This window comes from Citrobacter sp. R4, from assembly GCF_026719175.1.
Lineage (GTDB): Bacteria > Pseudomonadota > Gammaproteobacteria > Enterobacterales > Enterobacteriaceae > Citrobacter_A > Citrobacter_A sedlakii.
The window spans coordinates 94090-120664 of the sequence record NZ_JAPPSU010000006.1 but is presented as its reverse complement, the minus strand read 5'-3'; the positions used below and the strand labels follow the sequence as shown (position 1 = coordinate 120664).

At 54.8% G+C, this 26575-nt stretch carries 22 protein-coding genes; 12 read left to right on the top strand and 10 right to left on the bottom strand.

The window, feature by feature from the left end:
* The first annotated feature begins 60 nt into the window (after positions 1-60).
* From ftsZ to mutT, 5 genes are all read left to right on the top strand, one after another.
* Entirely contained in the window at positions 61-1212 is a 1152-nt protein-coding gene (gene ftsZ / locus OOJ60_RS14535) for a cell division protein FtsZ (RefSeq protein ID WP_042290043.1), read from the top strand.
* A gap of 100 nt (positions 1213-1312) precedes the next feature.
* Complete coding sequence (lpxC, locus tag OOJ60_RS14530; RefSeq protein ID WP_042290041.1) at positions 1313-2230, top strand: UDP-3-O-acyl-N-acetylglucosamine deacetylase; 918 nt, start codon at positions 1313-1315, stop codon at positions 2228-2230.
* Positions 2231-2504: 274 nt separating this feature from the next.
* On the top strand, positions 2505-3011 hold the full coding sequence (gene secM, locus OOJ60_RS14525; protein ID WP_042290039.1) for a secA translation cis-regulator SecM: 507 nt from the start codon (positions 2505-2507) through the stop codon (positions 3009-3011).
* 61 nt (positions 3012-3072) lie between these two features.
* Positions 3073-5778 (top strand): preprotein translocase subunit SecA, encoded by a 2706-nt coding sequence (gene secA, locus OOJ60_RS14520; RefSeq protein ID WP_042290036.1) that lies wholly within the window; start codon positions 3073-3075, stop codon positions 5776-5778.
* 101 nt (positions 5779-5879) lie between these two features.
* A complete protein-coding gene (mutT, locus tag OOJ60_RS14515) occupies positions 5880-6278 on the top strand; it encodes an 8-oxo-dGTP diphosphatase MutT (RefSeq protein WP_205612774.1) in 399 nt (132 codons plus the stop codon).
* 58 nt (positions 6279-6336) lie between these two features.
* Here the strand turns inward: mutT and yacG are convergent, their stop codons facing one another.
* The 3 genes from yacG to coaE are packed head-to-tail and all read right to left on the bottom strand — an operon-like array spanning position 6337 to position 7904.
* Positions 6337-6531: a DNA gyrase inhibitor YacG gene (yacG, locus tag OOJ60_RS14510; RefSeq protein WP_042290032.1), complete on the bottom strand. Its 195-nt coding sequence runs from the start codon at positions 6529-6531 to the stop codon at positions 6337-6339.
* Positions 6532-6540: 9 nt separating this feature from the next.
* The gene (gene zapD, locus OOJ60_RS14505; RefSeq protein ID WP_042290030.1) at positions 6541-7284 is read right to left on the bottom strand and encodes a cell division protein ZapD; all 744 of its coding nucleotides are present in this window, start codon (positions 7282-7284) and stop codon (positions 6541-6543) included.
* Positions 7284-7904 (bottom strand): dephospho-CoA kinase, encoded by a 621-nt coding sequence (gene coaE / locus OOJ60_RS14500; protein WP_199956923.1) that lies wholly within the window; start codon positions 7902-7904, stop codon positions 7284-7286. The genes zapD and coaE overlap by 1 nt, the downstream gene beginning before the upstream one ends.
* Positions 7905-8129: 225 nt before the next feature.
* Between coaE and OOJ60_RS14495 the strand changes: the two genes are divergently transcribed.
* Positions 8130-9173, top strand: coding sequence for a GMP reductase (locus OOJ60_RS14495; protein ID WP_042290026.1), 1044 nt, complete (start codon positions 8130-8132; stop codon positions 9171-9173).
* Positions 9174-9245: 72 nt separating this feature from the next.
* Here OOJ60_RS14495 and hofC read toward each other — a convergent pair whose 3' ends face one another.
* The 4 genes from hofC to nadC form a co-directional block, all read right to left on the bottom strand.
* Positions 9246-10448, bottom strand: a complete 1203-nt coding sequence (hofC, locus tag OOJ60_RS14490; protein ID WP_205612773.1) for a protein transport protein HofC — start codon at positions 10446-10448, stop codon at positions 9246-9248.
* Entirely contained in the window at positions 10438-11823 is a 1386-nt protein-coding gene (gene gspE / locus OOJ60_RS14485) for a type II secretion system protein GspE (RefSeq protein ID WP_205612772.1), read from the bottom strand. The genes hofC and gspE overlap by 11 nt, the downstream gene beginning before the upstream one ends.
* A 9-nt stretch (positions 11824-11832) precedes the next feature.
* Positions 11833-12270: a prepilin peptidase-dependent pilin gene (gene ppdD / locus OOJ60_RS14480; protein ID WP_042290020.1), complete on the bottom strand. Its 438-nt coding sequence runs from the start codon at positions 12268-12270 to the stop codon at positions 11833-11835.
* A gap of 192 nt (positions 12271-12462) precedes the next feature.
* A complete protein-coding gene (gene nadC, locus OOJ60_RS14475) occupies positions 12463-13356 on the bottom strand; it encodes a carboxylating nicotinate-nucleotide diphosphorylase (protein ID WP_205612771.1) in 894 nt (297 codons plus the stop codon).
* Positions 13357-13443: 87 nt separating this feature from the next.
* Between nadC and ampD the strand changes: the two genes are divergently transcribed.
* Together ampD and ampE are read left to right on the top strand one after the other, a co-directional pair.
* The gene (ampD, locus tag OOJ60_RS14470; RefSeq protein ID WP_060570722.1) at positions 13444-14007 is read left to right on the top strand and encodes a 1,6-anhydro-N-acetylmuramyl-L-alanine amidase AmpD; all 564 of its coding nucleotides are present in this window, start codon (positions 13444-13446) and stop codon (positions 14005-14007) included.
* Positions 14004-14858: a beta-lactamase regulator AmpE gene (gene ampE, locus OOJ60_RS14465; RefSeq protein WP_060570721.1), complete on the top strand. Its 855-nt coding sequence runs from the start codon at positions 14004-14006 to the stop codon at positions 14856-14858. The genes ampD and ampE overlap by 4 nt, the downstream gene beginning before the upstream one ends.
* 75 nt (positions 14859-14933) lie before the next feature.
* Here ampE and OOJ60_RS14460 read toward each other — a convergent pair whose 3' ends face one another.
* From OOJ60_RS14460 to aroP, 3 genes are all read right to left on the bottom strand, one after another.
* The gene (locus OOJ60_RS14460; RefSeq protein ID WP_205612770.1) at positions 14934-15884 is read right to left on the bottom strand and encodes a glycoside hydrolase family 43 protein; all 951 of its coding nucleotides are present in this window, start codon (positions 15882-15884) and stop codon (positions 14934-14936) included.
* Positions 15884-17290 carry a glycoside-pentoside-hexuronide (GPH):cation symporter gene (locus OOJ60_RS14455; RefSeq protein ID WP_205612769.1) on the bottom strand — a complete coding sequence of 469 codons (1407 nt, stop codon included), beginning with the start codon at positions 17288-17290 and terminating at the stop codon, positions 15884-15886. Before OOJ60_RS14455 ends, OOJ60_RS14460 begins: the two co-directional genes overlap by 1 nt.
* A gap of 158 nt (positions 17291-17448) precedes the next feature.
* Entirely contained in the window at positions 17449-18822 is a 1374-nt protein-coding gene (gene aroP / locus OOJ60_RS14450) for an aromatic amino acid transporter AroP (protein WP_120714903.1), read from the bottom strand.
* Positions 18823-19384: 562 nt separating this feature from the next.
* Between aroP and pdhR the strand changes: the two genes are divergently transcribed.
* The 4 genes from pdhR to lpdA all read left to right on the top strand — a co-directional run bounded on the left by pdhR (position 19385) and on the right by lpdA (position 26493).
* The gene (pdhR, locus tag OOJ60_RS14445; protein WP_042290003.1) at positions 19385-20149 is read left to right on the top strand and encodes a pyruvate dehydrogenase complex transcriptional repressor PdhR; all 765 of its coding nucleotides are present in this window, start codon (positions 19385-19387) and stop codon (positions 20147-20149) included.
* Positions 20150-20307: 158 nt separating this feature from the next.
* Positions 20308-22971 carry a pyruvate dehydrogenase (acetyl-transferring), homodimeric type gene (gene aceE, locus OOJ60_RS14440; protein WP_042290001.1) on the top strand — a complete coding sequence of 888 codons (2664 nt, stop codon included), beginning with the start codon at positions 20308-20310 and terminating at the stop codon, positions 22969-22971.
* Between the two features lie 14 nt (positions 22972-22985).
* A complete protein-coding gene (gene aceF / locus OOJ60_RS14435; RefSeq protein WP_200034895.1) occupies positions 22986-24869 on the top strand; it encodes a pyruvate dehydrogenase complex dihydrolipoyllysine-residue acetyltransferase in 1884 nt (627 codons plus the stop codon).
* A 199-nt stretch (positions 24870-25068) separates the two neighbouring features.
* The gene (lpdA, locus tag OOJ60_RS14430; protein ID WP_042290330.1) at positions 25069-26493 is read left to right on the top strand and encodes a dihydrolipoyl dehydrogenase; all 1425 of its coding nucleotides are present in this window, start codon (positions 25069-25071) and stop codon (positions 26491-26493) included.
* Positions 26494-26575: the final 82 nt, after the last annotated feature.

Here is a 26575-nt window from a genome sequence, read left to right as displayed (position 1 = left end):
TTTTTATGAGACCGGCGAAAATTACGGTCTCAGGCGACAGGCACAACGGAGAGAGAGATTATGTTTGAACCAATGGAATTAACCAACGACGCGGTGATTAAAGTCATCGGCGTCGGTGGCGGCGGTGGTAATGCCGTTGAGCACATGGTGCGCGAGCGCATTGAAGGTGTCGAATTCTTCGCAGTGAACACTGACGCGCAAGCGTTACGTAAAACTGCGGTTGGCCAGACCATTCAGATTGGTAGCGGAATTACCAAAGGTCTGGGCGCCGGCGCAAACCCGGAAGTGGGGCGCAACGCTGCGGATGAAGACCGTGAAGCCTTGCGTGCCGCGCTGGATGGCGCAGACATGGTGTTTATCGCCGCGGGCATGGGCGGCGGTACCGGTACCGGCGCCGCGCCAGTGGTTGCTGAAGTCGCAAAAGATTTAGGCATTCTGACCGTTGCCGTGGTGACCAAGCCTTTCAACTTTGAAGGCAAAAAGCGCATGGCCTTTGCGGAGCAGGGGATCACTGAGCTGTCCAAGCATGTGGACTCGCTGATCACCATTCCGAACGACAAGCTGCTGAAAGTGCTGGGTCGCGGTATTTCTCTGCTTGACGCGTTTGGCGCGGCGAACGACGTGCTGAAAGGCGCGGTGCAGGGTATCGCAGAGCTGATCACCCGTCCGGGTCTGATGAACGTCGACTTTGCGGACGTGCGCACGGTGATGTCCGAAATGGGCTACGCGATGATGGGCTCCGGCGTGGCAAGCGGTGAAGACCGCGCGGAAGAAGCGGCTGAAATGGCGATTTCTTCTCCACTGCTGGAAGATATCGATCTGTCTGGCGCGCGCGGCGTGCTGGTTAACATCACCGCGGGCTTCGACCTGCGTCTGGATGAGTTTGAAACCGTGGGGAACACCATCCGTGCGTTTGCTTCGGATAACGCGACCGTGGTTATCGGTACTTCTCTGGACCCGGATATGAACGACGAACTGCGCGTTACCGTCGTGGCGACCGGAATTGGTATGGACAAACGTCCGGAAATCACGCTGGTGACCAACAAACAGGTACAGCAACCGGTACTGGATCGTTACCAGCAGCACGGCATGGCGCCGCTGACCCAGGAGCAGAAGCCAGCCGCAAAAGTGGTAAACGACAATACGCCGCAGACCGCGAAAGAGCCGGATTATCTGGATATTCCTGCCTTCCTGCGTAAGCAAGCTGATTAAGAATTAGCTGGAAGTTGGGATTCGCGGCTCTTTGTGCTAAACTGGCCCACCGAATGTATAGTACACTTCGGTTGGATAGGTAATTTGGCGAGATTATACGATGATCAAACAAAGGACACTTAAACGTATCGTTCAGGCGACTGGCGTCGGTTTACATACCGGCAAGAAAGTCACCCTGACCTTACGCCCTGCGCCGGCCAACACCGGGGTCATCTATCGTCGCACCGACTTGAATCCACCGGTAGATTTTCCGGCCGATGCCAAATCTGTGCGTGATACCATGCTCTGTACGTGTCTGGTCAACGAGCATGATGTACGGATTTCAACCGTTGAGCACCTGAATGCGGCGCTGGCGGGTTTAGGTATCGATAACATCGTTATTGAAGTCGATGCTCCGGAAATCCCGATCATGGATGGCAGCGCTGCGCCGTTCGTCTACCTGCTCCTTGACGCCGGTATCGAAGAACTGAAAAGCGCGAAGAAATTTGTTCGCATCAAAGAGACCGTTCGCGTCGAAGATGGCGACAAGTGGGCTGAGTTCAAGCCATACAATGGTTTTACGTTGGATTTCACCATCGACTTTAACCATCCGGCGATCGACTCCAGCACGCAGCGCTATGCGATGAACTTCTCTGCTGACGCGTTTATGCGTCAGATCAGCCGCGCGCGTACTTTCGGCTTCATGCGTGATATCGAATATCTGCAGTCCCGCGGCCTGTGCCTGGGCGGCAGCTTCGATTGTGCCATCGTTGTTGACGATTATCGCGTACTGAACGAAGACGGCCTGCGTTTTGAAGACGAATTCGTTCGTCATAAAATGCTTGACGCGATTGGTGACTTGTTCATGTGTGGTCACAACATTATTGGTGCATTTACCGCGTATAAGTCCGGTCATGCATTGAATAACAAATTGTTGCAGGCTGTTCTGGCAAAACAGGAAGCCTGGGAATATGTGACCTTCGAAGACGACGCAGAACTGCCGTTGGCTTTCAAAGCACCATCGACCGTACTGGCATAACGACACGCGTTGTCGCATAAATTCGACTGGTAAATCTGGCACTCTCTCCGGCCAGGTAAGCCAGTCGTTTTTTTTTGCTCGTTTAGCGGGCCGGTATGGGTAACAGACTTTCTTCAATGTCAAAACCCATTCTGCACTAAAATGCTGTGCGAACGCTGGTTTCTTAAGCGTTTTTAACCGTATCTTCTCATCAATACTGCTGTAGTACCTGAGCATTAATGATAAGATTTGTGCGCAAAAAACGTTTGAATAACATTTATGGGATGGCTTTAACGTGAGTGGAATACTGACGCGTTGGCGACAGTTAGGTAGACGCTATTTCTGGCCGCATCTCTTATTAGGGATGGTCGCGGCGAGTCTTGGCCTGCCTGCGCTCAGCAATGCCGCGGAACCCAACACGCCAGCTAAAGCGGCGGCCAGTCGCCACGATCAACAGGTCAGCGTTAATTTCAGCCAGCTTGCTTTGCTGGAAGCCTCCAACCGTCGGCCTAATTTTACTGTCGATTACTGGCATCAGCACGCCATCCGCACCGTTATCCGCCATCTTTCCTTCGCCATGGCGCCGCAGGCATTGCCCGTGGTCGAAGAGCCGTCGCCGCTTCAGGCACATCATTTAGCCTTACTGAACACGCTCAGCGCGCTGCTGACTCAGGAAGGCACGCCCGCTGCGACTCCGCAGCGCGTCGCGTACGCCCATTTCATGCCGCTGGCCGTCTTTACCGTTCCTGCCTGGATAAGCCAGGCGCAGGGTATTCGTGCCGGTCCTCAACGCCTCAGCTAAAAACAGAAAACCTTCCTCTGATAATTATGACTCCGCTGTGCGGGGCGTTTGAGATTTTAATATGCTAATCAAATTGTTAACTAAAGTATTCGGTAGCCGTAACGATCGCACGCTGCGTCGTATGCGTAAAGTGGTCGGCGTGATCAACGCCATGGAACCGGAAATGGAAAAACTCACCGACGAAGAGCTGAAAGCCAAGACCGGAGAGTTCCGTGCGCGTCTCGAGAAAGGCGCTAGCGTGGAAAGCTTGATCCCGGAAGCGTTCGCCGTGGTGCGTGAAGCGAGCAAGCGCGTATTCGGTATGCGTCACTTCGACGTGCAGTTGCTCGGTGGTATGGTTCTGAACGATCGCTGCATCGCAGAAATGCGTACCGGCGAGGGTAAAACCCTGACCGCGACGCTGCCCGCCTACCTGAACGCGCTGAGCGGAAAGGGCGTACACGTGGTGACAGTGAACGATTATCTGGCGCAGCGTGACGCCGAAAACAACCGTCCGCTGTTTGAATTCCTCGGCATGACCGTCGGCATTAACCTGCCGGGTATGCCTGCGCCCGCCAAGCGCGAAGCCTACGCCGCTGACATCACCTACGGCACCAATAACGAATACGGTTTTGACTACCTGCGTGACAACATGGCGTTCAGCCCTGAAGAACGCGTCCAACGCAAACTGCACTATGCGCTGGTGGATGAGGTTGACTCCATCCTGATCGACGAAGCGCGTACTCCGCTGATCATTTCCGGTCCGGCTGAAGACAGCTCGGAAATGTACAAGAAAGTGAACAAAATCATCCCACACCTGATTCGTCAGGAAAAAGAGGATTCCGACACCTTCCAGGGTGAGGGACACTTCTCGGTGGATGAAAAAGCGCGCCAGGTTAACCTGACCGAACGCGGTCTGGTGCTGATTGAAGAACTGCTGGTAAAAGAAGGCATTATGGATGAAGGCGAGTCGCTGTACTCTCCGGGCAACATCATGCTGATGCATCACGTTACCGCCGCGCTGCGCGCGCACGCGCTGTTTACCCGCGACGTTGATTACATCGTTAAAGACGGTGAAGTCATTATCGTTGACGAACACACCGGGCGTACTATGCAGGGGCGTCGCTGGTCTGATGGTCTGCACCAGGCGGTTGAAGCCAAAGAAGGCGTGGACATCCAGAACGAGAACCAGACGCTGGCTTCGATTACCTTCCAGAACTACTTCCGTCTGTATGAAAAACTGGCCGGTATGACCGGTACGGCAGATACCGAAGCGTTCGAATTCAGCTCCATTTACAAGCTGGACACCGTGGTGGTGCCGACCAACCGTCCGATGATCCGTAAAGATATGCCGGATCTGGTCTACATGACCGAAGCGGAAAAAATTCAGGCCATCATTGAAGATATTAAAGAGCGTACCGCAAAAGGCCAGCCGGTGTTGGTGGGAACCATCTCGATTGAGAAATCGGAAGTGGTGTCTAATGAACTGACGAAAGCGGGCATCAAACATAACGTCCTGAACGCCAAGTTCCACGCCAACGAAGCGGCTATCGTTGCCCAGGCGGGGTATCCGGCAGCCGTGACCATCGCGACCAACATGGCGGGTCGTGGTACGGATATCATGCTGGGCGGTAGCTGGCAGGCGGAAGTCGCCGCGCTGGAAAATCCGACGCCAGAACAAATTGCGCAGATCAAAGCAGACTGGCAGGTGCGTCATGATGCCGTACTGGCTGCGGGCGGTCTGCATATTATTGGTACAGAGCGTCACGAATCCCGTCGTATCGATAACCAGCTGCGCGGTCGTTCGGGCCGTCAGGGGGATGCGGGTTCTTCCCGTTTCTACCTGTCAATGGAAGATGCGCTGATGCGTATCTTCGCCTCTGACCGCGTGTCCGGCATGATGCGTAAGCTCGGCATGAAACCGGGTGAAGCCATCGAGCATCCGTGGGTAACCAAAGCTATTGCTAACGCCCAGCGCAAAGTGGAAAGCCGTAACTTCGACATTCGTAAACAGTTACTGGAATACGATGACGTCGCCAACGATCAGCGTCGCGCGATCTACACCCAGCGTAACGAACTGCTGGATGTCTCTGATGTGAGCGAAACCATTAACAGCATTCGCGAGGATGTGTTTAAAGCAACCATCGATGCTTACATTCCGCCGCAGTCGCTGGAAGAAATGTGGGATATCCCTGGCCTGCAGGAACGTCTGAAAAATGACTTCGACCTGGACATGCCGATCGCGGAGTGGCTGGATAAAGAGCCGGAACTGCACGAAGAGACCCTGCGCGAGCGTATTCTTGCGCAGGCTATCGAGGTGTATCAGCGTAAAGAAGAAGTGGTCGGCGCTGAGATGATGCGTCACTTCGAAAAAGGCGTGATGTTGCAGACGCTCGACTCCCTGTGGAAAGAACACCTGGCGGCGATGGACTATCTGCGTCAGGGTATCCACCTGCGCGGCTATGCGCAGAAAGATCCGAAGCAGGAATATAAGCGTGAGTCCTTTGCGATGTTCGCCGCGATGCTGGAATCGCTGAAGTATGAAGTGATCAGCACGCTGAGTAAGGTCCAGGTACGTATGCCGGAAGAAGTGGAAGCGATGGAGCAGCAGCGTCGCGAAGAAGCGGAACGTCTGGCACAGATGCAACAGCTGAGCCATCAGGACGACGATAGCGCGGCGGCGGCTGATCTGGCAGCGCAAACCGGCGAACGCAAAGTTGGCCGTAACGATCCGTGCCCGTGCGGTTCCGGCAAGAAATACAAACAGTGCCATGGCCGCCTGAGCTGAGCCCAGGCATCATTGCCGGGTAACGCTACGTTTATCCGGTCAACGGTAAGTGACCAACAAAAAGGCGCGGGAGACTGCGCCTTTTTTATGGATGCGACAAGATGAAAACACTGCACATCGCGGTCGGGATTATCCGTAATCCGCAAAATGAAATTTTTATCACCCAGCGCGCCGCTGATGCGCATATGGCGAATAAGCTGGAATTTCCCGGAGGAAAGTTTGAATCGGGTGAAACGCCGGAGCAAGCCCTGAGCCGGGAGTTACAGGAAGAGGTGGGGATTACCCCGACGACCGTCACGCTGTTTGAAAAGCTGGAATATCAATTTCCGGACCGGCATGTCACCCTGTGGTTCTGGCTGGTGGAAGCCTGGCAGGGAGAGCCGTGGGGCAAGGAAGGTCAACCAGGAAAGTGGGTTGCTATTGAAGCGCTCAGGGAAGATGATTTTCCACCCGCTAACGAACCGGTCATTGCGAAGCTAAAACACGCTTTTCAGAGTTAAACACTTTTGTAGGCCGGATAAGCACACTGAATTGCGCCATCCGACCTCCAGGCAACGGTTACTGTTTTTCTTCGCTCCAGTCGTCGCTGTCTGACAAATCGCCGCTGCTCGGAATGCGTTTTTCCTCGGCGGCCCATTCTCCCAGATCGATTAACTGACAGCGTTTACTACAGAACGGGCGAAACGGGCTAATCTCGCCCCAGACGACCGTTTTACCGCAGGTAGGGCAGTTGACGGTGATCGTTTCTGACATTTTTACTCCTTAACAGCAGGCCAGCTCAAAATCGAGGCGCTCAGGTACCACGCCGTGTTCGCTATCAAGCGGCATAAAACGAATGGCAAAACGGCTCTTGTGACCGGAAATTTGCGGATAAAGCAGAGATTCGAACGGCAAATTGAGACGCAATAAATCAGCATCTTCGCCGTTATCCTGATAAAAACCGTTCAGGCTGGTCTGTTTGCGGAACGGCGCGGAGTTGCGAATGAGATCGAGGATCAGCGTCAGCGCCTGGTTTAGCGGATTCAGGCTGGCAAGCCAGGCATCCACTTGTGCGTCACGCTGAGCCTGTGGCAAATGCAGCCACATGTGCAGCGTGGGTAAATCAAAACTGCAGCAGCCGCCAGGAATGCTCAGGCGCTGGCGAACCAGCGCAATTAACCGATCTTCGCGTAAAAACTGCCCGATACGCGGCGCGGAAATCAAAACAGTTCCCGTCGTTTTTAGCTGCTGGCGCAGTGCTTCAATACGGCTTTGATCGACGCCGGGTACTTCTATCCATGCCTGAAGTTTACGCTGCTGGCGTTCAAGCTCTTTCAGCAATTCTGTACGCACTTCCCCGCGTTCGAACACGTCCAGCAAGTCCCCGACATTGCGAAAAAAATGCAGTGCGTCCGCATGGGTGGCGATGGGGAGATTAACCGAAAGTTGTTGAATTAAAAACTCAATGCGCAGCCATGTACGCATTTTTTCATTGAGCGGGTGTTCAAAAAGGACGTGGGTGTGCATTACGGTTTTTCCTGTGAGACAAACTGCGACGCAAGCTGTAAATACAGCGCGTGCAGGCGGGCGACATCCGACCTGATGGACTCTGGTGCGCCGTTATTATCAATAACATCGTCTGCCGCGGCAAGGCGCGCTTCACGTGTTGCCTGGGCGGCGAGGATCTGTTCGGCATGTGCGCGGGTAACATCGTCGCGCTGCATGGTGCGTAAAAGCTGCGTCTCGGGCGTCACGTCGACCACGAGAACGCGGTTCGCTTTGGTCGTCAGGCCATTTTCAACCAGCAGAGGAACAACCCAAAGTACATAAGGGGATGTCGCCTGCTGAAACTGGCGCTGCGTCTCCTGCTGAATAAGCGGGTGCAGCAGGGCATTTAGCCAGACTTTCTCGTGCGGATTGGCGAAGATCCGCTCGCGTAGCAGACGACGCTGTAGCCTACCGTCTGCGTCGAGTAACGCCTGACCGAAGTGGTCGGCAATAGCGGCCAGCGCGGGCTGGCCAGGCTCGACGACCTGGCGGGCAATCATATCTGCATCAACAATCTGAATTCCGAGGTCAGCGAACGCGTTGGCGACGGTACTCTTGCCGCTGCCAATGCCGCCCGTTAAGGCCACTGTATACCTCATAAGCTCAGTTCCCGGTCATTTATTTTAATAATCAATTGGTTGAATATTGATCGCATCAGAGTGAAATGGCGCTAAAGCTGTCCCGCCTTTCACCAGGTAAATTTATGGGATTGTAGCGTAAAAAAAGAGAATTTCGCAGTCTTGCGCGGCACTGATTAGTGCGTATGATAGCGTCACTGGAGTTGCGCTCTCATACTTATAGCCCTTAACCCCAGGAATCCGCACATGCGTATTGAAGAAGATCTGAAGTTAGGTTTTAAAGACGTTCTTATCCGCCCTAAGCGTTCTACTCTTAAAAGCCGTTCCGATGTTGAGCTGGAACGTCAGTTTACCTTCAAACACTCAGGTCAGACCTGGTCTGGCGTACCTGTCATTGCCGCCAATATGGATACCGTCGGGACGTTCGAGATGGCGACCGCGCTTGCCTCATTCGATATTCTGACCGCCGTCCATAAGCATTACTCCGTTGAAGAGTGGTCCGCGTTTATCGGTGAAGCGCCTGCCAACGTGCTGAAACACGTGATGGTCTCTACCGGTACTTCTGACGCGGACTTTGAGAAAACCAAACAGATTCTGGCATTAAGCCCGGCGCTGAACTTTGTCTGCATTGATGTGGCTAATGGTTACTCTGAGCACTTCGTTCAGTTCGTGTCAAAAGCGCGTGAAGCCTGGCCGACGAAAACGATCTGCGCCGGTAACGTTGTGACGGGCGAGATGTGCGAAGAACTGATCCTCTCCGGCGCCGATATCGTCAAAGTCGGGATCGGGCCGGGGTCTGTCTGCACCACGCGCGTCAAAACCGGTGTTGGTTATCCGCAGCTTTCTGCGGTGATCGAATGCGCTGATGCGGCGCACGGTCTGGGCGGAATGATTGTCAGTGACGGCGGTTGCACTATGCCAGGTGATGTAGCTAAAGCCTTTGGTGGCGGCGCTGACTTCGTGATGCTCGGCGGTATGCTGGCAGGGCATGAAGAGAGCGGCGGCAAGATCGTTGAAGAAAATGGCGAGAAGTTCATGCTGTTTTACGGGATGAGTTCCGAATCGGCCATGACCCGTCACGTTGGCGGCGTTGCACAGTACCGTGCAGCGGAAGGCAAAACCGTTAAGCTTCCTTTACGTGGCCCGGTGGAAAACACAGCCCGTGATATCCTCGGCGGCCTGCGTTCTGCCTGCACTTACGTTGGCGCATCGCGTCTTAAAGAACTGACCAAACGCACGACCTTTATCCGCGTACAGGAACAGGAAAACCGCATTTTCAACAGCCTGTAATCCTTTCCGTTTGCCGGATTAGGCATACATGCCTAATCCGGCTTTGAGTTCTGTTCCCGCTCTCCAATCGCTTCAGCCTACTGTGCTCATCGCATCCCCCAGATGGAATATCGGCAGATACATGGCAACCACCAGCGTGCCAATAATTAACCCTGTAATGACCAGCAAAGCAGGTTCCAGCAATGCGGCGAGACTGTCTGCCAGCGCCAGCGTGTTCTCACTATGATGCCGGGCAAGATTATGCAGCATCGTGTCCAGTGAACCGGAAACTTCGCCTGTTCTAATCAGTTGCAGGCACAGCGGGCTGAAGACTTGCGCATTTTGAAATGCCTGCCAGACCGGGAGACCGTGACTGATATCACGTTGGACTTGCGCCAGTCGCTGGGACCAGTAGGGACATTGCAGGCTTTCCCGTACGCTCTCCAGCGCCGGTAAAAATGCGATCCCTGCGCGTTGTGTTAACGCGAGAATGGTAAAAATCTGCGTGAGTTTTTGCCCCCTGAGCAGGCGACCCATTACCGGTATGCGCAGCAGCCAGCGCTGGCGCGTTATCAGCCATGAGGAACGGTGCTTCACCGCGCTGTTTGCCGCAATGACTCCGCCGCCCAGCAGTAAAATCAACCAGCCCTGGTTTGCACTCCAGTCAGCGAACGTGATGATTCCCTGCGTCAGCGCCGGTAGGGGCGTGTTGAAGGTCCGGTAAATGGCGGCAAACTCGGGTAAGACAAAGTGCAACATGGCCAGCACCACAAAGAAAGCCATCGCCAGAATGATAAAGGGATAACGCAACGCTTTCTTGATCTTATCGCTTAACTGTTTGTGGGCGTTTTGCTGCCGGGCCAGTTCGAAGCAGCATTCGTCGAGCTTTCCGGTCAGTTCACCGGTGCGAATCATCGCCTGATACAGCGGAGGAAAAACATCTGGCCATTGCGCCAGCGCGCTGGAGAGGGGCGTACCCTGCTCCAGTTCGTGCGCCAGGCTCTGCAACAGCGCTTGCCACTGTTTTCCAGGTTGTTGTCCGGCGAGAAGCGCCAGCCCGTCGGAGAGCGTCAGGCCCGCCTTCAGCAGCGTGGCGAGTTGATGAATCACTTCAGAACATCTCCCGGCGCGCCACAGCGCGCGGTTAACGCGCAGCGGCTTCACGCGCAGTGGCGTTATCTTGCGCTGTTCGAGCGCCAGTACCAGTAAAGCCTGGCTTTCGGCCCATAATGCGCCCTCGCCAGGTAAGCCATCGCTGTCAATACCTTGCCATCGCCAAAGCGTTTTACTGCTCATTGGGCATCCCCAGAATGCGTACCAGCTCTTCAAAGGTCGTTAACCCCTGGTCGACGGCGCGGCAGCCGCTTTCAAAAAGCGTGAGCATACCGGCTTGTCGGGCATAACCTTCCAGTGCTTCAACGGGCGCGCCACTGGCGATGTGCTGGCGTAGTTCAGCGGTAACGGGGAGGACTTCAAACAGCGCCGTACGCCCATAAAAGCCGTGATAGCAGTGCTCGCAGCCTACCGCCTGCCAGCGCGGCAACGCGGTTGGGCATAATGTCTGCGGCAAACGGATCGGGTCGTCAGTCAGCCGTCGACAGTGAGGGCAGAGCTTTCTGACCAGCCGTTGCGCCGCCACAAGATTTAAGGCGGAGGAGAGCATCCAGCGCGCCACTCCCATTTGCTGCAAGCGGATCAGTGCCTCGCAGCTGGAGTTGGTGTGCAGCGTGGAAAGCACCAGATGACCCGTTTGCGCGGCTTTAATGGCGATTTCGGCTGTTTCGCCGTCGCGGATCTCTCCGACCATAATGACGTCGGGATCCTGGCGTAACAGCGCCCGTAAGACGCCCTGAAAGGTGAGCCCCGCACGCGGATGGATCTGCGTCTGGTTGATGCCGTCCAGCGGGATTTCCACTGGATCTTCAACGCTGCACAGATTCACCTCCGTGGCGTTTCGCATCTGGAGAGCGCTGTACAGTGTCACCGTCTTTCCGCTGCCCGTCGGTCCGGTCACCAGCACCAGCCCCTGGGGTTGTTGCAAGGCATGAATGAACGCCGAAAGCTGCGAGTCATGCATCCCCAGGGCGGTGACATCCAGCGCCTGACTAACCTGGTGCAACAAACGCAAAACAACCTTTTCGCCATGACGACAGGGTAACGTGGCGATACGAAACGAGACGGTGGAACCGGCCAGCCCGACGGTGAACTGCCCATCCTGCGGCAGGCGGTGTTCAGCAATATCCAGTTGACCTAACACCTTCAGGCGGGCCGTCAGGGCTAATCCCGTTTCTTTGGCGACAGTGGGCAGGTTGTATAACACCCCGTCAACACGCAGTCGAATGCGGAAATGGTGTTCCGCAGGCTCAATGTGGATGTCGGATGCGCGTTTAGTCATCGCCGCCTGAAGGGTTTTATCCAGCAATGCTGCCGCGCTGAGGCTGGCTTCCGGTACGACCGCAGGCAGCGTTTGTGGCGGATGATGCAAATGCCCTTCCATTTGCTGGCGTGTCCAGCAGGCGATCTCAATGCGTTTTGTCGTCGCAAAATGCAAAGCGTCGAGCAGTTCATGAGACGGCGCGTCCACGACGGCGACGTGTACCACGTCACTGTCTGCATCAAGTAAGATGCCGTTATGACGCTGACAAAGGGCGGTAAGTTGAGTGGTATTCATCGCTGCTCCTTAGTTGCCGTCAAAACGAAAAACATCTTCACAAGCCTGCTGTAACGCACCGTCATTCTGAATAGTGCAGTTACGCGTCCAGCCCGTAATGCCGTTTGCGTTATCCCAGTTCGGCGTCATCGTGACGCTCAGACCGTTCAGGCTCTCCTGACCACTGAGTGATACCACGCCCTTCGCCACGCTCATTCCTGAGACATAGCGCGTTGTAGTGGGTGAGGGGATGCCGTTGCTTCCGCCATCGCAGGTGACGATGCCGCCATGTTCAAGCGCGCACAGTTCGACTGCAGTGCGGTAAGGAATAAATGTTTGCAGCATGTCCGTTAGCGCGGCCTTGCGCAGATAGTTTTGGTACGCCGGAATGCCGATGGCGCTGAGAATGGCGATAATGCCGATGACCACCATCAGTTCGATCAGGGTAAATCCACGTTGTTTATCCATTGTTCGCTCCTTGAGTCAGTGGCGGTCACTTTGGCAAACGGGATAAAGACACGCGAGCATCAAAAAGAGAAACGGGAATCAGGGTTCAGAGGAAGTTGTCAGCGTTTCATCACAGGACAAGGGATTTACGAGGCGGCTCGAGAAAAGCGCCAGACAGGCCCGGTGAGCGACAGCGTCACCGGGCAAAGAGGGTTAACGGAAACGCATCGAAAGGTCCAGCGCGCGCACGTGCTTAGTGAGCGCGCCGACGGAAATGAAATCGACACCGGTTTGCGCAAATTCGCGCAGCGTTTTGTCCGTCACGTTGCCGGAAACTTCCAGTCGCGCTTGCCCGTGGGCGCGTTTAACCGCTTCACGCATCTGCTCGGTTTCAAAATTATCCAGCATGATGATGTCTGCGCCCGCTTTCAGCGCTTCATCCAGCTCATCAAGGTTTTCAACTTCGACTTCCACCGGCACATCCGGGTGCAGCCAGAAGGCTTTTTCCACCGCCTGACGAACGGATCCGGAAGCAATAATGTGGTTTTCTTTGATTAAAAAGGCATCGGAAAGGCCCAGGCGGTGATTGGCTCCGCCGCCGCACAGTACGGCGTATTTCAATGCGGTGCGCAGTCCCGGCAGCGTTTTACGTGTGTCTAGCAGTTGAGTTTTGGTCCCCGCCAGCAGTTCGACATATTTACGCACTTCGCTCGCGACGCCGGAAAGGGTTTGTACGAAGTTCAGCGCGGTACGCTCACCCGTGAGCAATACCCGGGAAGGACCGTCCAGCTCGAACAGCGGTTGATTCGCGAGGATGCTGTCGCCGTCATCGACGTGCCAGGTAACCGTGACATCATCGCCAGCCAGCTGAATAAACACTTCTTCCACCCAGCGTTTGCCACAAAAAACGCCATTTTCACGCGTGATAACGGTCGCGTGAGAGCGGGTATTTTCCGGCAAAAGTTGTGCCGTAATGTCGTTGCCGGCATCCACTTCGCCACCTAAATCTTCGCGCAGCGCCTGGGCGACAGTGGCAGGGATATCCAGATTAATGCGTTCCAACAGCGCGTCACGTCGGTAGTCAGGGTTATAACGGCGAGGCGGCATGATAAAACTCCAAATTGCTAACGAATCATAAGGTAGAAACATGCTACTCTGAAGCGGCTATAAGCACCACTCAAAAGGAGATCCTGCATGTTGTTAGACAAGGGCTGGCTGGCAGAGGCGCGGCGCGTCCCTTCTCCTCATTATGATTGCCGCCCGGATGACGACCATCCTTCTCTGCTGGTGGTGCACAATATCAGCCTGCCGCCCGGCGAATTTGGCGGCCCGTGGATCGATGCGCTATTCACTGGAACAATTGATCCCACCGCTCACCCCTTTTTTGCGGAAATCGCGCATCTTCGTGTTTCCGCACATTGTCTGATTCGCCGTGACGGTGAAATCGTTCAGTATGTTCCTTTCGATAAACGCGCGTGGCACGCTGGCGTTTCCCGTTACCGGGGTCGCGAGCGGTGCAATGATTTTTCGATTGGCATTGAGCTGGAAGGCACCGATACGCTGGCCTACACCGATGCGCAGTACCAACAGCTGGCGGCCATTACGCGCACGCTGATAACGTATTACCCGGCGATTGCCGATAACATAACCGGACATTGTGATATTGCGCCTGATCGCAAGACCGATCCCGGCCCCGCTTTTGACTGGGCGAGGTTTCGCGCTCTGGTCACCCCCTCGTCAGATAAGGAGATGACATGACGCTGTTTACGACTCTACTGGTGCTGTTTGTTGAGCGCCTGTTCAAACTGGGAGAGCACTGGCAGCTCGATCACCGCCTGGAAGCGTTATTTCGGCGCATTACGCGTTTTTCGATGGCGCGTACGCTGGGGATGACGTTTATTGCGATGGCGGTCGCATTCCTGCTTTTACGCGCGCTTCAGGGGCTGTTGTTCAATGTGCCGACGATTTTGGCGTGGATCCTGCTGGGGCTGTTGTGCATTGGCGCCGGGAAAGTGCGGATGCATTACCACGCCTATCTCCAGGCGGCTTCGCGCGATGACGCCCACGCCCGTAAAGCAATGGCCAGTGAGCTCACCCTGATCCACGGCGTCCCGCCGGATTGCGATGAGCGCGAGTTTTTACGTGAACTGCAAAACGCGCTACTGTGGATTAACTTCCGTTTCTATCTTGCGCCTCTGTTTTGGCTGATCGTCGGCGGTCAGTGGGGGCCGGTGCTGCTGGTGGGCTATGCTTTTCTGCGCTCATGGCAGTCGTGGCTGGCGCGTTACCTGACGCCGCATGAGCGTTTGCAGTCGGGTATTGACGCCATTCTTCACGTGCTGGACTGGATCCCGGTGCGTCTGGCAGGCGTGGTTTACGCCTTGATCGGGCACGGAGAGAAAGCGCTTCCTGCGTGGTTTGCCTCGCTGGCCGACATGCATACCGCGCAGTACCAGGTGTTAACCCGACTGGCGCAGTTCTCGTTGGCGCGGGAACCGCATACCGATAAGGTCGAGACGCCGAAAGCGGCGGTATCGATGGCCAAGAAAACGTCGCTGGTGGTGGTAGTGGCGATCGCTTTCCTGACCATTTACGGGGCGCTGGTGTAGCGGATTGAGTGGCCGGCGTACAGCGCTTATCCGGCAGGGGGCGCCCGGTAAGCGTTGCGCTACCGGGCTACGTATTCAAATCGTATCCGCTGGCGGCACGCCAAAATCAGGCATCCCGTTTTCATCCCAACGAACGCGCTTCAGGCGGGTGTGACGGTTGGGATCGTAGAGCGGGTCCCCTTCAATTTCGGTGTAGTTGCGTGCGTGATACACCAGCACATCTTCTCCTTCCGGTGTTTGCGTAAAGCTATTATGGCCCGGGCCGTACTGACGGTTTTCGTGGCTGGTGGTAAAGACCGGACGCGGCGATTTGCGCCAGTTTGCCGGTTTTCGCGGATCGGCATTCATATCAATCCACAGAAGCCCCATGCAGTAGTTTTCATCCGTCGCGCTGGCGGAGTAGCTGACAAACAGTTTATCGCCATGAGTGAGCGCCGCCGGGCCTTCATTGACCCAAAATCCCCGACATTCCCAGTCATATTCCGGTTTGCTGAGCATCACAGGTTCGCCTTTAATGGTCCACGGGTTTTCCATTTCGGCAAGATAGATGTTGGAGTTACCGGCGATATGCGGGGATTTTTGCGCCCACAGATACCACTGTTTTCCCTGATGATGAAAGGTAGTGGCATCGAGCGCGAACGTGTCAAACGGCGTTTTGATCTGGCCTTTTTCGTACCAGACGCCAGTGAGCGGGTCGGCATCCGCACATTCCAGCGCGTACATCCGATGCTGGAACATCCCCAGTTTGTCGAGCGCCTGGGTATGGGCAGCGGCGAAATAGATATACCACTTACCGTTGATGCGGTGAATTTCCGGCGCCCAGATCAGCTCGCACATCGGGCCGGTTTCCGGTTTACGCCAGACGATAACCGGTTCCGCGCTGCGCAGGCCCTCCAGGGTGTTCGCCCGTCGGATTTCCAGCCGATCATATTCCGGCACCGAGGCAATAAAGTAGTAGTCGCAGCCGTCTCGCAGAATAAACGGATCGGCGCGTTGCTCAATAAAGGGGTTTGGCCAGTCTTGCATTAGGCTTTCCTTACGCTTTCAGCGGCTTTCAGTTCCTGATATTCGTTAAGCTCGCGGTAATTGGTGCGGCGCTTTTCCAGATCGTCCTGTATGTGTTTCATCAGTTCACGGTCGACTTTCAGCAGACGTACCACGCCTGCGGTAATGAGATAACCGACGCCCGGGATCACCGTAAACAGCAGTACGATGCCGTTGATTGCCGTGTCGCTCTGGGTTTTCGCGCCAGCGTCATAGCCGTACCAGGAGAGCAGAAAGCCTACCATCGCCCCGGCGATCGCCAGGCCCAGTTTCAGGAAGAAGAGATTACCGGAGAAGCTGATGCCGGTGATACGTTTGCCGGTTTTCCATTCGCCGTAGTCGTCAACGTCCGCCATCAGCGACCAGTGCAGCGGCGACGGGATCTGATGCAGAATATTCAGCAGGAAATAGAGCACGACAATCAACGCGGTGGCTTTCGGGTCGAAGAAGTAAAACGCGCAAGAGAAGAGGGCCAGCGCGATGTTGGTCCAGAAGAACACTTTCAGCTTGCACCAGCGGTCGGTCAGCACTTTCGCCAGCATACTGCCGATCATCATGCCAACCACGCCCAGGCTGATAAACAGCGTGGCGAAGTGGGTGCTTTGTCCCATCACCCAGGTCACGTAATACATGGTCGCCGCCATCCGAATGAAGCCCGGGCAGACATTGCACAGCGTCAGCAACAAAATGCGCACCCACTGATCGTTTTTCCACACGTCTTTAAAATCGTTTTTCATGTCATCGTGGGTGGGAACGGCAGGGCGGACGCGTTCGCGAACGGTGGCAAAGCAGAACAGGAACATACACATGCCGATAATCGCCAGCACGGTCATCGCCATCTGGTAGCCTTTGGCTTTGTCGCCGCCACCAAACCAGTCGACCATTGGCAGCAGCGTAAGCGACAGCAGCAACGTCGCGATACCGACTAACACAAAGCGATAAGACTGGCAGGCCACGCGTTCTTTAGGATCGTTGGTGATCACGCCGCCTAACGAGCAATAGGGGATATTGATAGCGGTATAAGTGATCGACAGCAGGAAATAGGTGACAAACGCATAGATAACCTTGCTGTTATACGTCCAGTCTGGGGTGGTGAACATCAGGATACTGAACAGCGCATAGGGGAAAGCGATCCACAGCAGCCAGGGGCGGAAACGACCATATTGACTTTGGGTGCGATCGGCGATGGCGCCCATCACCGGGTCGGTGACCGCGTCAATGACGCGCACAGACAGTAACAGTACGCCCACCAATGCGGGTTCCAGCCCAAAAATATCCGTATAAAAATAGTTAACAAACAACATGATGGCGCCAAAAATGATGTTACATCCGGCGTCGCCCATGCCATAACCAATCTTCTCTCGTACCGAAAGTTTACCCTTTTCCATTGAGACGTCTCCCCATCAGGTGATGGAATGAATTATTCGTCTGCGAGTGAATAATTGCGTTGCAGGATAGCGCCGCTGATATGGACGAAATAGCTATTGGCAGGAAAGTGTGAAGCAGATAACACCCCTCACCCGGCGGGCGGGCGAGGGGAAGAGAATTAATGCGCTTTGGCGGTCTTCGCCGTTTTCTGCTTGCACAGATAACCGACGCCCAGGACCAGCAGCCATACGGGGATCAAATAGACTGAGATCGCCATTCCCGGCGTGATTAACATAATTACCAGTACCGCAGCCATAAACAGCAGGCAGACCCAGTTTCCGAGCGGATATAGCAGAGCCGGGAAGCGCGTTTTAACGCCCTGTTGCTGTTTCGCGCGACGGAACTTGATGTGCGCCAGACTAATCATCGCCCAGTTAATGACCAGTGCGGAAACCACCAGCGCCATCAGCAGGCCAAACGCCGACTCCGGCGCCATATAGTTAATGAGTACGCACAGTGCGGTGACCAGCGCAGAAACCAGAATGGTATTGACCGGCACGCCGCGTTTGTCGACGGAAAGCAGCGCTTTTGGCGCGTTTCCCTGCTGCGCAAGGCCAAACAACATTCGGCTGTTGCAGTAGACGCAACTGTTATACACCGACAGCGCCGCGGTCAGCACCACGATGTTCAGCGCATTCGCCACAAAGGTGTCGCCCAGCTCGTGGAAGATAAGGACAAATGGGCTGGTGTCGGCGGTTACGCGCGTCCACGGCAGCAGGGAAAGCAGCACTGCCAGTGAGCCAACATAGAAGATCAGAATACGGTAGATAACCTGGTTGGTCGCTTTCGGAATGCTTTGCTCCGGGTTATCGGCTTCCGCCGCGGTGATCCCCACCAGCTCAAGCCCTCCAAAGGAGAACATAATGATCGCCATCATCATGACCAGCCCGGTCCAGCCATGCGGCAGGAAGCCGCCCTGTTCCCACAGGTTGCGCACGGTAGCCTGCGGGCCGCCGTTGCCGCTGAACAGCAGCCAGCCGCCGAACAGAATCATCGCCACCACGGCGATCACTTTAATAATGGCGAACCAGAACTCCATTTCACCGAACACTTTCACGTTGGTCAGGTTGATCGCGTTGATCAGCACAAAGAAGGCCGCCGCCGAGACCCAGGTCGGGATCTCCGGATACCAGAACTGGATGTATTTACCGACGGCGGTCAGTTCCGCCATCGCGACCAGCACATACAACACCCAGTAATTCCAGCCGGAGGCAAAACCGGCAAAACTGCCCCAGTACTTATAGGCAAAGTGGCTGAACGAACCGGCAACCGGCTCCTCCACAACCATTTCCCCTAACTGACGCATGATCAGAAAAGCGATAAACCCTGCGATCGCATAACCCAGAATGATACCGGGACCGGCTGACTGGATAACGGAGGCGCTTCCCAGGAACAGGCCTGTCCCGATTGCGCCGCCCAGCGCGATTAGCTGGATATGGCGGTTTTTTAGCCCGCGCTTAAGCTGCTCGCCGTGCTGCTGACTGTCCATCATGAAACCTCGTGTGTGGTGCGCTCTTTCTGTGATGAGCGTTTATGTAGTAACGACGCAGGATGCGTGTGTAAGTTAACAATTCCGTTTGTTGTATTTTTTTATTTACAGTTGTGTTTAATGAAATGTCGCCGGAACTCTTTTGTCTGGATAAGAATAATGGTATGCGCAGGCGAATGCACCTGCTTTATGAATGGTTGATGACGAGTTGCATAAAAAGAAAGCAGATGTAACAGCCCTTCGTTAATCTCACACGCCATATCTCAGCCCAACAAATTGCGTAATTATTTATTTTATTTGCATGAATATGCGAGTGAATCGGTTCAATTTGGATTTTATTTCGTTTCAATAAGGTTAAAACTGGCGCGGGGTCGGTAAATTTAACATTTGTGCATAGTTACATGTTTGAAACGTTATTTCTGTAATGTTGTTAAAATGTGCGTGGTTTCCTGATTTCAATCAAAACCTGTATGGACAGAAGGTGAATACTTTGTTACTTTAGCGTCACAGACATGAAATTGGTAAGACCAATTGACTCCGGGCAAATGGCTTAAGACAGGACATCATGGCCTACAGCAAAATCCGCCAACCAAAATTATCCGATGTGATTGAGCAACAGCTGGAGTTTTTGATTCTTGAGGGCACCTTGCGCCCCGGCGAAAAACTCCCACCGGAACGCGAACTGGCGAAACAGTTCGACGTCTCCCGTCCCTCCCTGCGTGAGGCGATCCAACGTCTCGAAGCGAAGGGCCTGTTGCTTCGTCGCCAGGGCGGCGGCACTTTTGTTCAGAGCAGCCTGTGGCAGAGCTTCAGCGACCCACTGGTAGAATTGCTCTCCGATCATCCTGAATCCCAGTTTGACCTGCTCGAGACGCGCCACGCGCTGGAAGGCATTGCGGCCTATTACGCGGCGCTGCGCAGCACGGACGAAGACAAAACGCGGATTCGCGAACTGCACCATGCGATTGAGCTGGCGCAGGAGTCGGGTGACCTGGACGCTGAGTCCGATGCGGTTCTGCAATATCAAATTGCTGTCACCGAAGCGGCACACAATGTGGTTTTGCTCCATCTGCTAAGGTGTATGGAGCCGATGTTGGCCCAGAATGTCCGGCAAAACTTCGAATTACTCTATTCGCGTCGCGAGATGCTTCCGCTGGTGAGCAGTCACCGCACCCGTATTTTCGAAGCGATCATGGCCGGTAACCCCGAGGAGGCGCGCGAAGCATCGCATCGCCACCTGGCGTTTATCGAAGAGATATTGCTGGACAGAAGCCGTGAGGAAAGTCGTCGTGAACGCGCCTTACGCCGTCTGGAACAGCGCAAGAATTAGTTTTTTCTGGCAGTTCGTTTACCAGAAGATGTTGTTAATAAAGCGCAAAAATGTGCGCGGCAACTAAACGCAGAACCTGTCTTATTAAGCTTTCTGACGAAAGTTTAATGGGACAGGTTCCAGATAACTCAACGTATTAGATAGATAAGGAATAACCCATGTCAGAACGTTTCCCAAATGACGTGGATCCGATCGAAACTCGCGACTGGCTACAGGCGATCGAATCGGTCATCCGTGAAGAAGGTGTTGAGCGCGCTCAGTATCTGATCGACCAACTGCTTTCCGAAGCCCGCAAAGGCGGCGTGAAAGTGGCGGCAGGTGCAGGGGCAAGCAATTACATCAACACTATTGCCGTTGAAGATGAACCGGAATACCCGGGCAATCTGGAGCTGGAGCGTCGTATTCGTTCTGCTATCCGCTGGAACGCCATCATGACGGTACTGCGTGCGTCTAAAAAAGACCTCGAGCTGGGCGGCCACATGGCATCCTTCCAGTCTTCCGCAACCGTATATGACGTTTGCTTCAACCACTTCTTCCGCGCCCGCAACGAGCAGGATGGCGGCGACCTGGTGTATTTCCAGGGCCACATCTCGCCGGGCGTTTACGCACGCGCATTCCTGGAAGGCCGTCTGACCGAAGAGCAGATGGATAACTTCCGTCAGGAAGTGCATGGCAACGGCCTGTCTTCTTACCCGCACCCGAAACTGATGCCGGAATTCTGGCAGTTCCCGACCGTTTCTATGGGGCTGGGTCCAATCGGCGCTATTTACCAGGCTAAATTCCTGAAATATCTGGAACACCGTGGCCTGAAAGACACCTCCAAACAGACCGTTTACGCCTTCCTGGGCGACGGTGAAATGGACGAGCCGGAATCCAAAGGCGCTATCACCATCGCGACCCGCGAAAAACTGGACAACCTGGTCTTCATCATCAACTGTAACCTGCAGCGCCTGGACGGCCCGGTCACCGGTAACGGCAAAATCGTTAACGAACTGGAAGGCATCTTCGACGGCGCGGGCTGGAACGTGATTAAAGTCATGTGGGGCGGTCGTTGGGATGAGCTGCTGCGTAAAGATACCAGCGGTAAGCTGATCCAACTGATGAACGAAACCGTTGACGGCGACTACCAGACCTTCAAATCAAAAGACGGCGCGTACGTGCGTGAGCACTTCTTCGGCAAGTATCCGGAAACCGCCGCGCTGGTGGCAGACTGGACTGATGAGCAGATCTGGGCCCTGAACCGTGGCGGCCACGATCCGAAGAAAGTCTACGCTGCACTGAAAAAAGCGCAGGAAACCAAAGGCAAAGCGACTGTCATCCTCGCCCATACCATTAAAGGTTACGGCATGGGCGACTCTGCCGAAGGTAAAAACATCGCCCACCAGGTGAAGAAAATGAACATGGACGGCGTTCGCTACGTCCGCGATCGTTTCAACGTGCCGGTATCCGATGCTGACATTGAAAAACTGCCGTACATCACCTTCCCGGAAGGTTCTGAAGAGCACAAGTACCTGCACGAACGTCGTCAGGCGCTGCACGGCTACCTGCCGAGCCGCCAGCCGAACTTCACCGAGAAGCTGGAGCTGCCGACCCTGGAAGATTTTGGCGCGCTGCTGGAAGAGCAGAACAAAGAGATCTCCACCACTATCGCTTTCGTTCGCGCCCTGAACGTGATGCTGAAGAACAAGTCGATCAAAGATCGTCTGGTTCCGATCATCGCCGACGAAGCGCGTACCTTTGGTATGGAAGGTCTGTTCCGTCAGATCGGTATTTACAGCCCGAACGGCCAGCAGTACACCCCGCAGGACCGTGAGCAGGTTGCGTACTACAAAGAAGACGAGAAAGGTCAGATCCTGCAGGAAGGTATCAACGAGCTGGGCGCAGGTTCTTCCTGGCTGGCGGCTGCGACCTCTTACAGCACTAACGATCTGCCGATGATCCCGTTCTACATCTATTACTCCATGTTCGGGTTCCAGCGTATCGGCGACCTGTGCTGGGCAGCGGGCGACCAGCAGGCGCGCGGCTTCCTGATTGGCGGTACTTCCGGTCGTACGACCCTGAACGGCGAAGGTTTGCAGCATGAAGATGGTCACAGCCATATTCAGTCTCTGACTATCCCGAACTGTATCTCTTACGATCCGGCTTACGCATACGAAGTGGCGGTCATCATGCATGACGGTCTGGAGCGCATGTACGGTGAAAAACAAGAGAACGTTTACTATTACATCACCACGCTGAACGAAAACTACCACATGCCGGCTATGCCGGAAGGCGCTGAGGAAGGTATCCGCAAAGGTATCTATAAACTCGACACCCTCGAAGGTAGCAAAGGTAAAGTTCAGCTCTTAGGCTCGGGTTCTATCCTGCGTCACGTCCGTGAAGCGGCAGAGATCCTGGCGAAAGATTACGGCGTGGGTTCTGATGTATACAGCGTGACCTCCTTCACCGAACTGGCGCGTGACGGCCAGGATTGTGAGCGCTGGAACATGCTGCACCCGCTGGAAACCCCGCGCGTACCGTACATCGCTCAGGTGATGAACGACGCACCGGCTGTCGCATCAACTGACTATATGAAACTGTTTGCTGAACAGGTTCGTACTTATGTACCGGCAGATGATTACCGCGTACTGGGTACCGACGGTTTCGGTCGCTCTGACAGCCGTGAAAACCTGCGTCATCACTTCGAAGTGGATGCGTCCTACGTGGTGGTAGCGGCACTGGGCGAACTGGCTAAACGTGGCGAAATCGATAAGAAAGTGGTTGCGGATGCAATTACCAAATTCAACATCGATGCAGAAAAAGTTAACCCGCGTCTGGCGTAAGAGGTAAAAGAATAATGGCTATCGAAATCAAAGTACCGGACATCGGGGCAGATGAAGTTGAAATCACCGAGATCCTGGTCAAGGTTGGCGACAAAGTTGAAGCTGAACAGTCGCTGATCACCGTAGAAGGCGACAAAGCCTCTATGGAAGTTCCGTCTCCGCAGGCTGGCATCGTCAAAGAGATCAAAGTCTCCGTTGGCGACAAAACCGAGACCGGCAAACTGATCATGATTTTCGATTCCGCCGACGGTGCAGCTGACGCTGCGCCTGCTCCGGCAGAAGAGAAGAAAGAAGCGGCCCCGGCGGCGCCTGCTGCAGCGGCTGCGAAAGACGTTCACGTGCCGGACATCGGCGGTGATGAAGTTGAAGTCACCGAAATCATGGTCAAAGTGGGCGACACCGTTGCGGCGGAACAGTCTCTGATCACCGTTGAAGGCGACAAAGCTTCGATGGAGGTACCGGCGCCGTTCGCAGGTACCGTGAAAGAGATCAAGATCAACACCGGTGACAAAGTGTCCACTGGCTCTCTGATCATGGTCTTCGAGGTGGCGGGTGCTGAAGGCGCTGCGGCGCCAGCAAAAGCGGAAGCGGCTCCGGCTGCTGCGCCGGCTGCGGCTGGCGGCGCGAAAGACGTTAACGTACCGGACATCGGCGGTGACGAAGTTGAAGTGACCGAAGTGATGGTCAAGGTCGGCGACAAGGTTGAAGCCGAGCAGTCCCTGATCACCGTAGAAGGTGACAAGGCTTCGATGGAAGTACCGGCGCCGTTCGCGGGTACCGTTAAAGAAATCAAAATCAGCACCGGCGACAAAGTCAAAACCGGTTCTCTGATTATGGTCTTCGAAGTGGAAGGCGCGGCGCCTGCTGCGGCTCCGGCTAAGCAGGAAGCGGCAGCGCCGGCGGCGAAAGCTGAAGCCCCTGCTGCGGCGCCTGCGGCAAAAGCGGAAGGCAAATCCGAGTTCGCTGAGAACGACGCTTACGTCCATGCCACCCCGCTGATTCGCCGCCTGGCGCGCGAATTCGGCGTGAATCTGGCGAAAGTGAAGGGTACAGGCCGTAAAGGTCGTATCCTGCGCGAAGACGTTCAGGCTTACGTGAAAGACGCGGTGAAACGCGCTGAAGCTGCACCTGCTGCAGCCGCTGGCGGCGGTATCCCGGGCATGCTGCCATGGCCGAAAGTGGACTTCAGCAAGTTCGGTGAAATTGAAGAAGTGGAACTGGGCCGTATCCAGAAAATCTCTGGTGCGAACCTGAGCCGTAACTGGGTGATGATCCCGCACGTTACGCACTTCGACAAGACCGATATCACCGATCTGGAAGCGTTCCGTAAACAGCAAAACGCTGAAGCTGAAAAACGCAAACTGGACGTCAAATACACGCCGGTTGTGTTCATCATGAAAGCCGTTGCTGCTGCGCTTGAGCAGATGCCACGCTTCAACAGCTCACTGTCTGAAGACGGTCAGCGCCTGACGCTGAAGAAATACATCAACATCGGTGTTGCGGTTGATACCCCGAACGGTCTGGTGGTTCCGGTCTTTAAAGACGTGAACAAGAAGAGCGTGACTGAGCTTTCCCGTGAACTGACCACGATCTCGAAGAAAGCGCGTGACGGCAAACTGACTGCGGGCGAAATGCAGGGCGGTTGCTTCACCATCTCCAGCATCGGCGGCCTGGGCACCACCCATTTCGCGCCGATCGTCAACGCGCCGGAAGTCGCTATCCTTGGCGTTTCCAAGTCTGCGATGGAGCCGGTGTGGAACGGTAAAGAGTTTGTGCCGCGTCTGATGATGCCGATCTCTCTCTCCTTCGACCACCGTGTGATTGACGGTGCTGATGGTGCGCGTTTCATTACCATCATTAACAATATGCTGTCTGACATTCGCCGTCTGGTGATGTAAGCAAAAAAGCCGGCCCGACGGCCGGCTTTTTTCTGGTAATCTCATGTTGTCATTGGGGTTATTGGTGCTAAAGATAAATCGTTGCCGTTTTGTTGTTTCAAAATTGTTAACAATTTTGTAAAATACGGGCGGATAGAACGACCCGGTGGACGATGGGCGACAAGACCAGGGATCGCCGGAAATCAATTAAGAGGTCATGATGAGTACTGAAATCAAAACTCAGGTCGTGGTACTTGGGGCAGGCCCGGCAGGTTACTCTGCAGCCTTCCGTTGCGCTGATTTAGGTCTGGAAACCGTAATCGTAGAACGTTACAACACCCTCGGTGGTGTCTGTCTGAACGTCGGCTGTATCCCTTCTAAAGCGCTGCTGCACGTTGCGAAAGTGATCGAAGAAGCCAAAGCGCTGGCTGAACACGGTATCGTCTTCGGTGAGCCGAAAACCGATATCGACAAGATTCGTACCTGGAAAGAGAAAGTTATCACACAACTGACCGGTGGTCTGGCAGGTATGGCCAAAGGCCGTAAAGTGAAAGTGGTAAACGGTCTGGGTAAATTTACCGGGGCGAACACCCTGGAAGTGGAAGGTGAAAACGGCAAAACCGTAATCAACTTCGACAACGCGATCATCGCGGCGGGTTCCCGTCCGATCCAACTGCCGTTTATTCCGCATGAAGATCCACGCGTCTGGGATTCCACTGACGCTCTGGAACTGAAAACCGTTCCTAAGCGCCTGCTGGTTATGGGCGGCGGTATCATCGGCCTGGAAATGGGAACCGTGTACCATGCGCTGGGTTCAGAGATTGACGTGGTTGAAATGTTCGACCAGGTGATCCCGGCGGCTGACAAAGATATCGTTAAAGTCTTCACCAAGCGCATCAGCAAGAAATTCAACCTGATGCTGGAAACCAAAGTGACTGCCGTTGAAGCGAAAGAAGACGGTATCTACGTTTCCATGGAAGGCAAAAAAGCGCCTGCTGAAGCCCAGCGTTACGACGCGGTGCTGGTAGCGATTGGCCGTGTGCCGAACGGTAAAAACCTCGACGCCGGTAAAGCGGGCGTGGAAGTGGACGACCGTGGCTTTATCCGCGTTGACAAACAGTTGCGCACCAACGTGCCGCACATCTTCGCTATCGGCGATATTGTCGGTCAGCCGATGCTGGCGCATAAAGGCGTCCATGAAGGCCATGTTGCCGCTGAAGTTATCGCCGGCAAGAAACACTACTTCGACCCGAAAGTAATTCCGTCCATCGCCTACACTGAACCAGAAGTGGCATGGGTCGGTCTGACCGAGAAAGAAGCGAAAGAGAAAGGCATCAGCTACGAAACCGCCACCTTCCCGTGGGCTGCTTCTGGCCGTGCTATCGCTTCCGACTGCGCGGACGGCATGACCAAGCTGATTTTCGACAAAGAATCTCATCGTGTCATTGGTGGTGCGATTGTCGGTACTAACGGCGGCGAGCTGCTGGGTGAAATCGGTCTGGCGATCGAAATGGGTTGCGACGCGGAAGACATCGCGTTGACCATCCATGCTCACCCGACGCTGCACGAATCCGTGGGGCTGGCGGCTGAGGTGTTCGAAGGCAGCATCACCGACCTGCCGAACCCGAAAGCGAAGAAGAAATAATCTTCCCGGTTCGATTGTAAGCCCGATAAGCAACGTGCCGTCGGGCAAATAAAAAGCGGCTTGTAAGCCGCTTTTTTGTGTC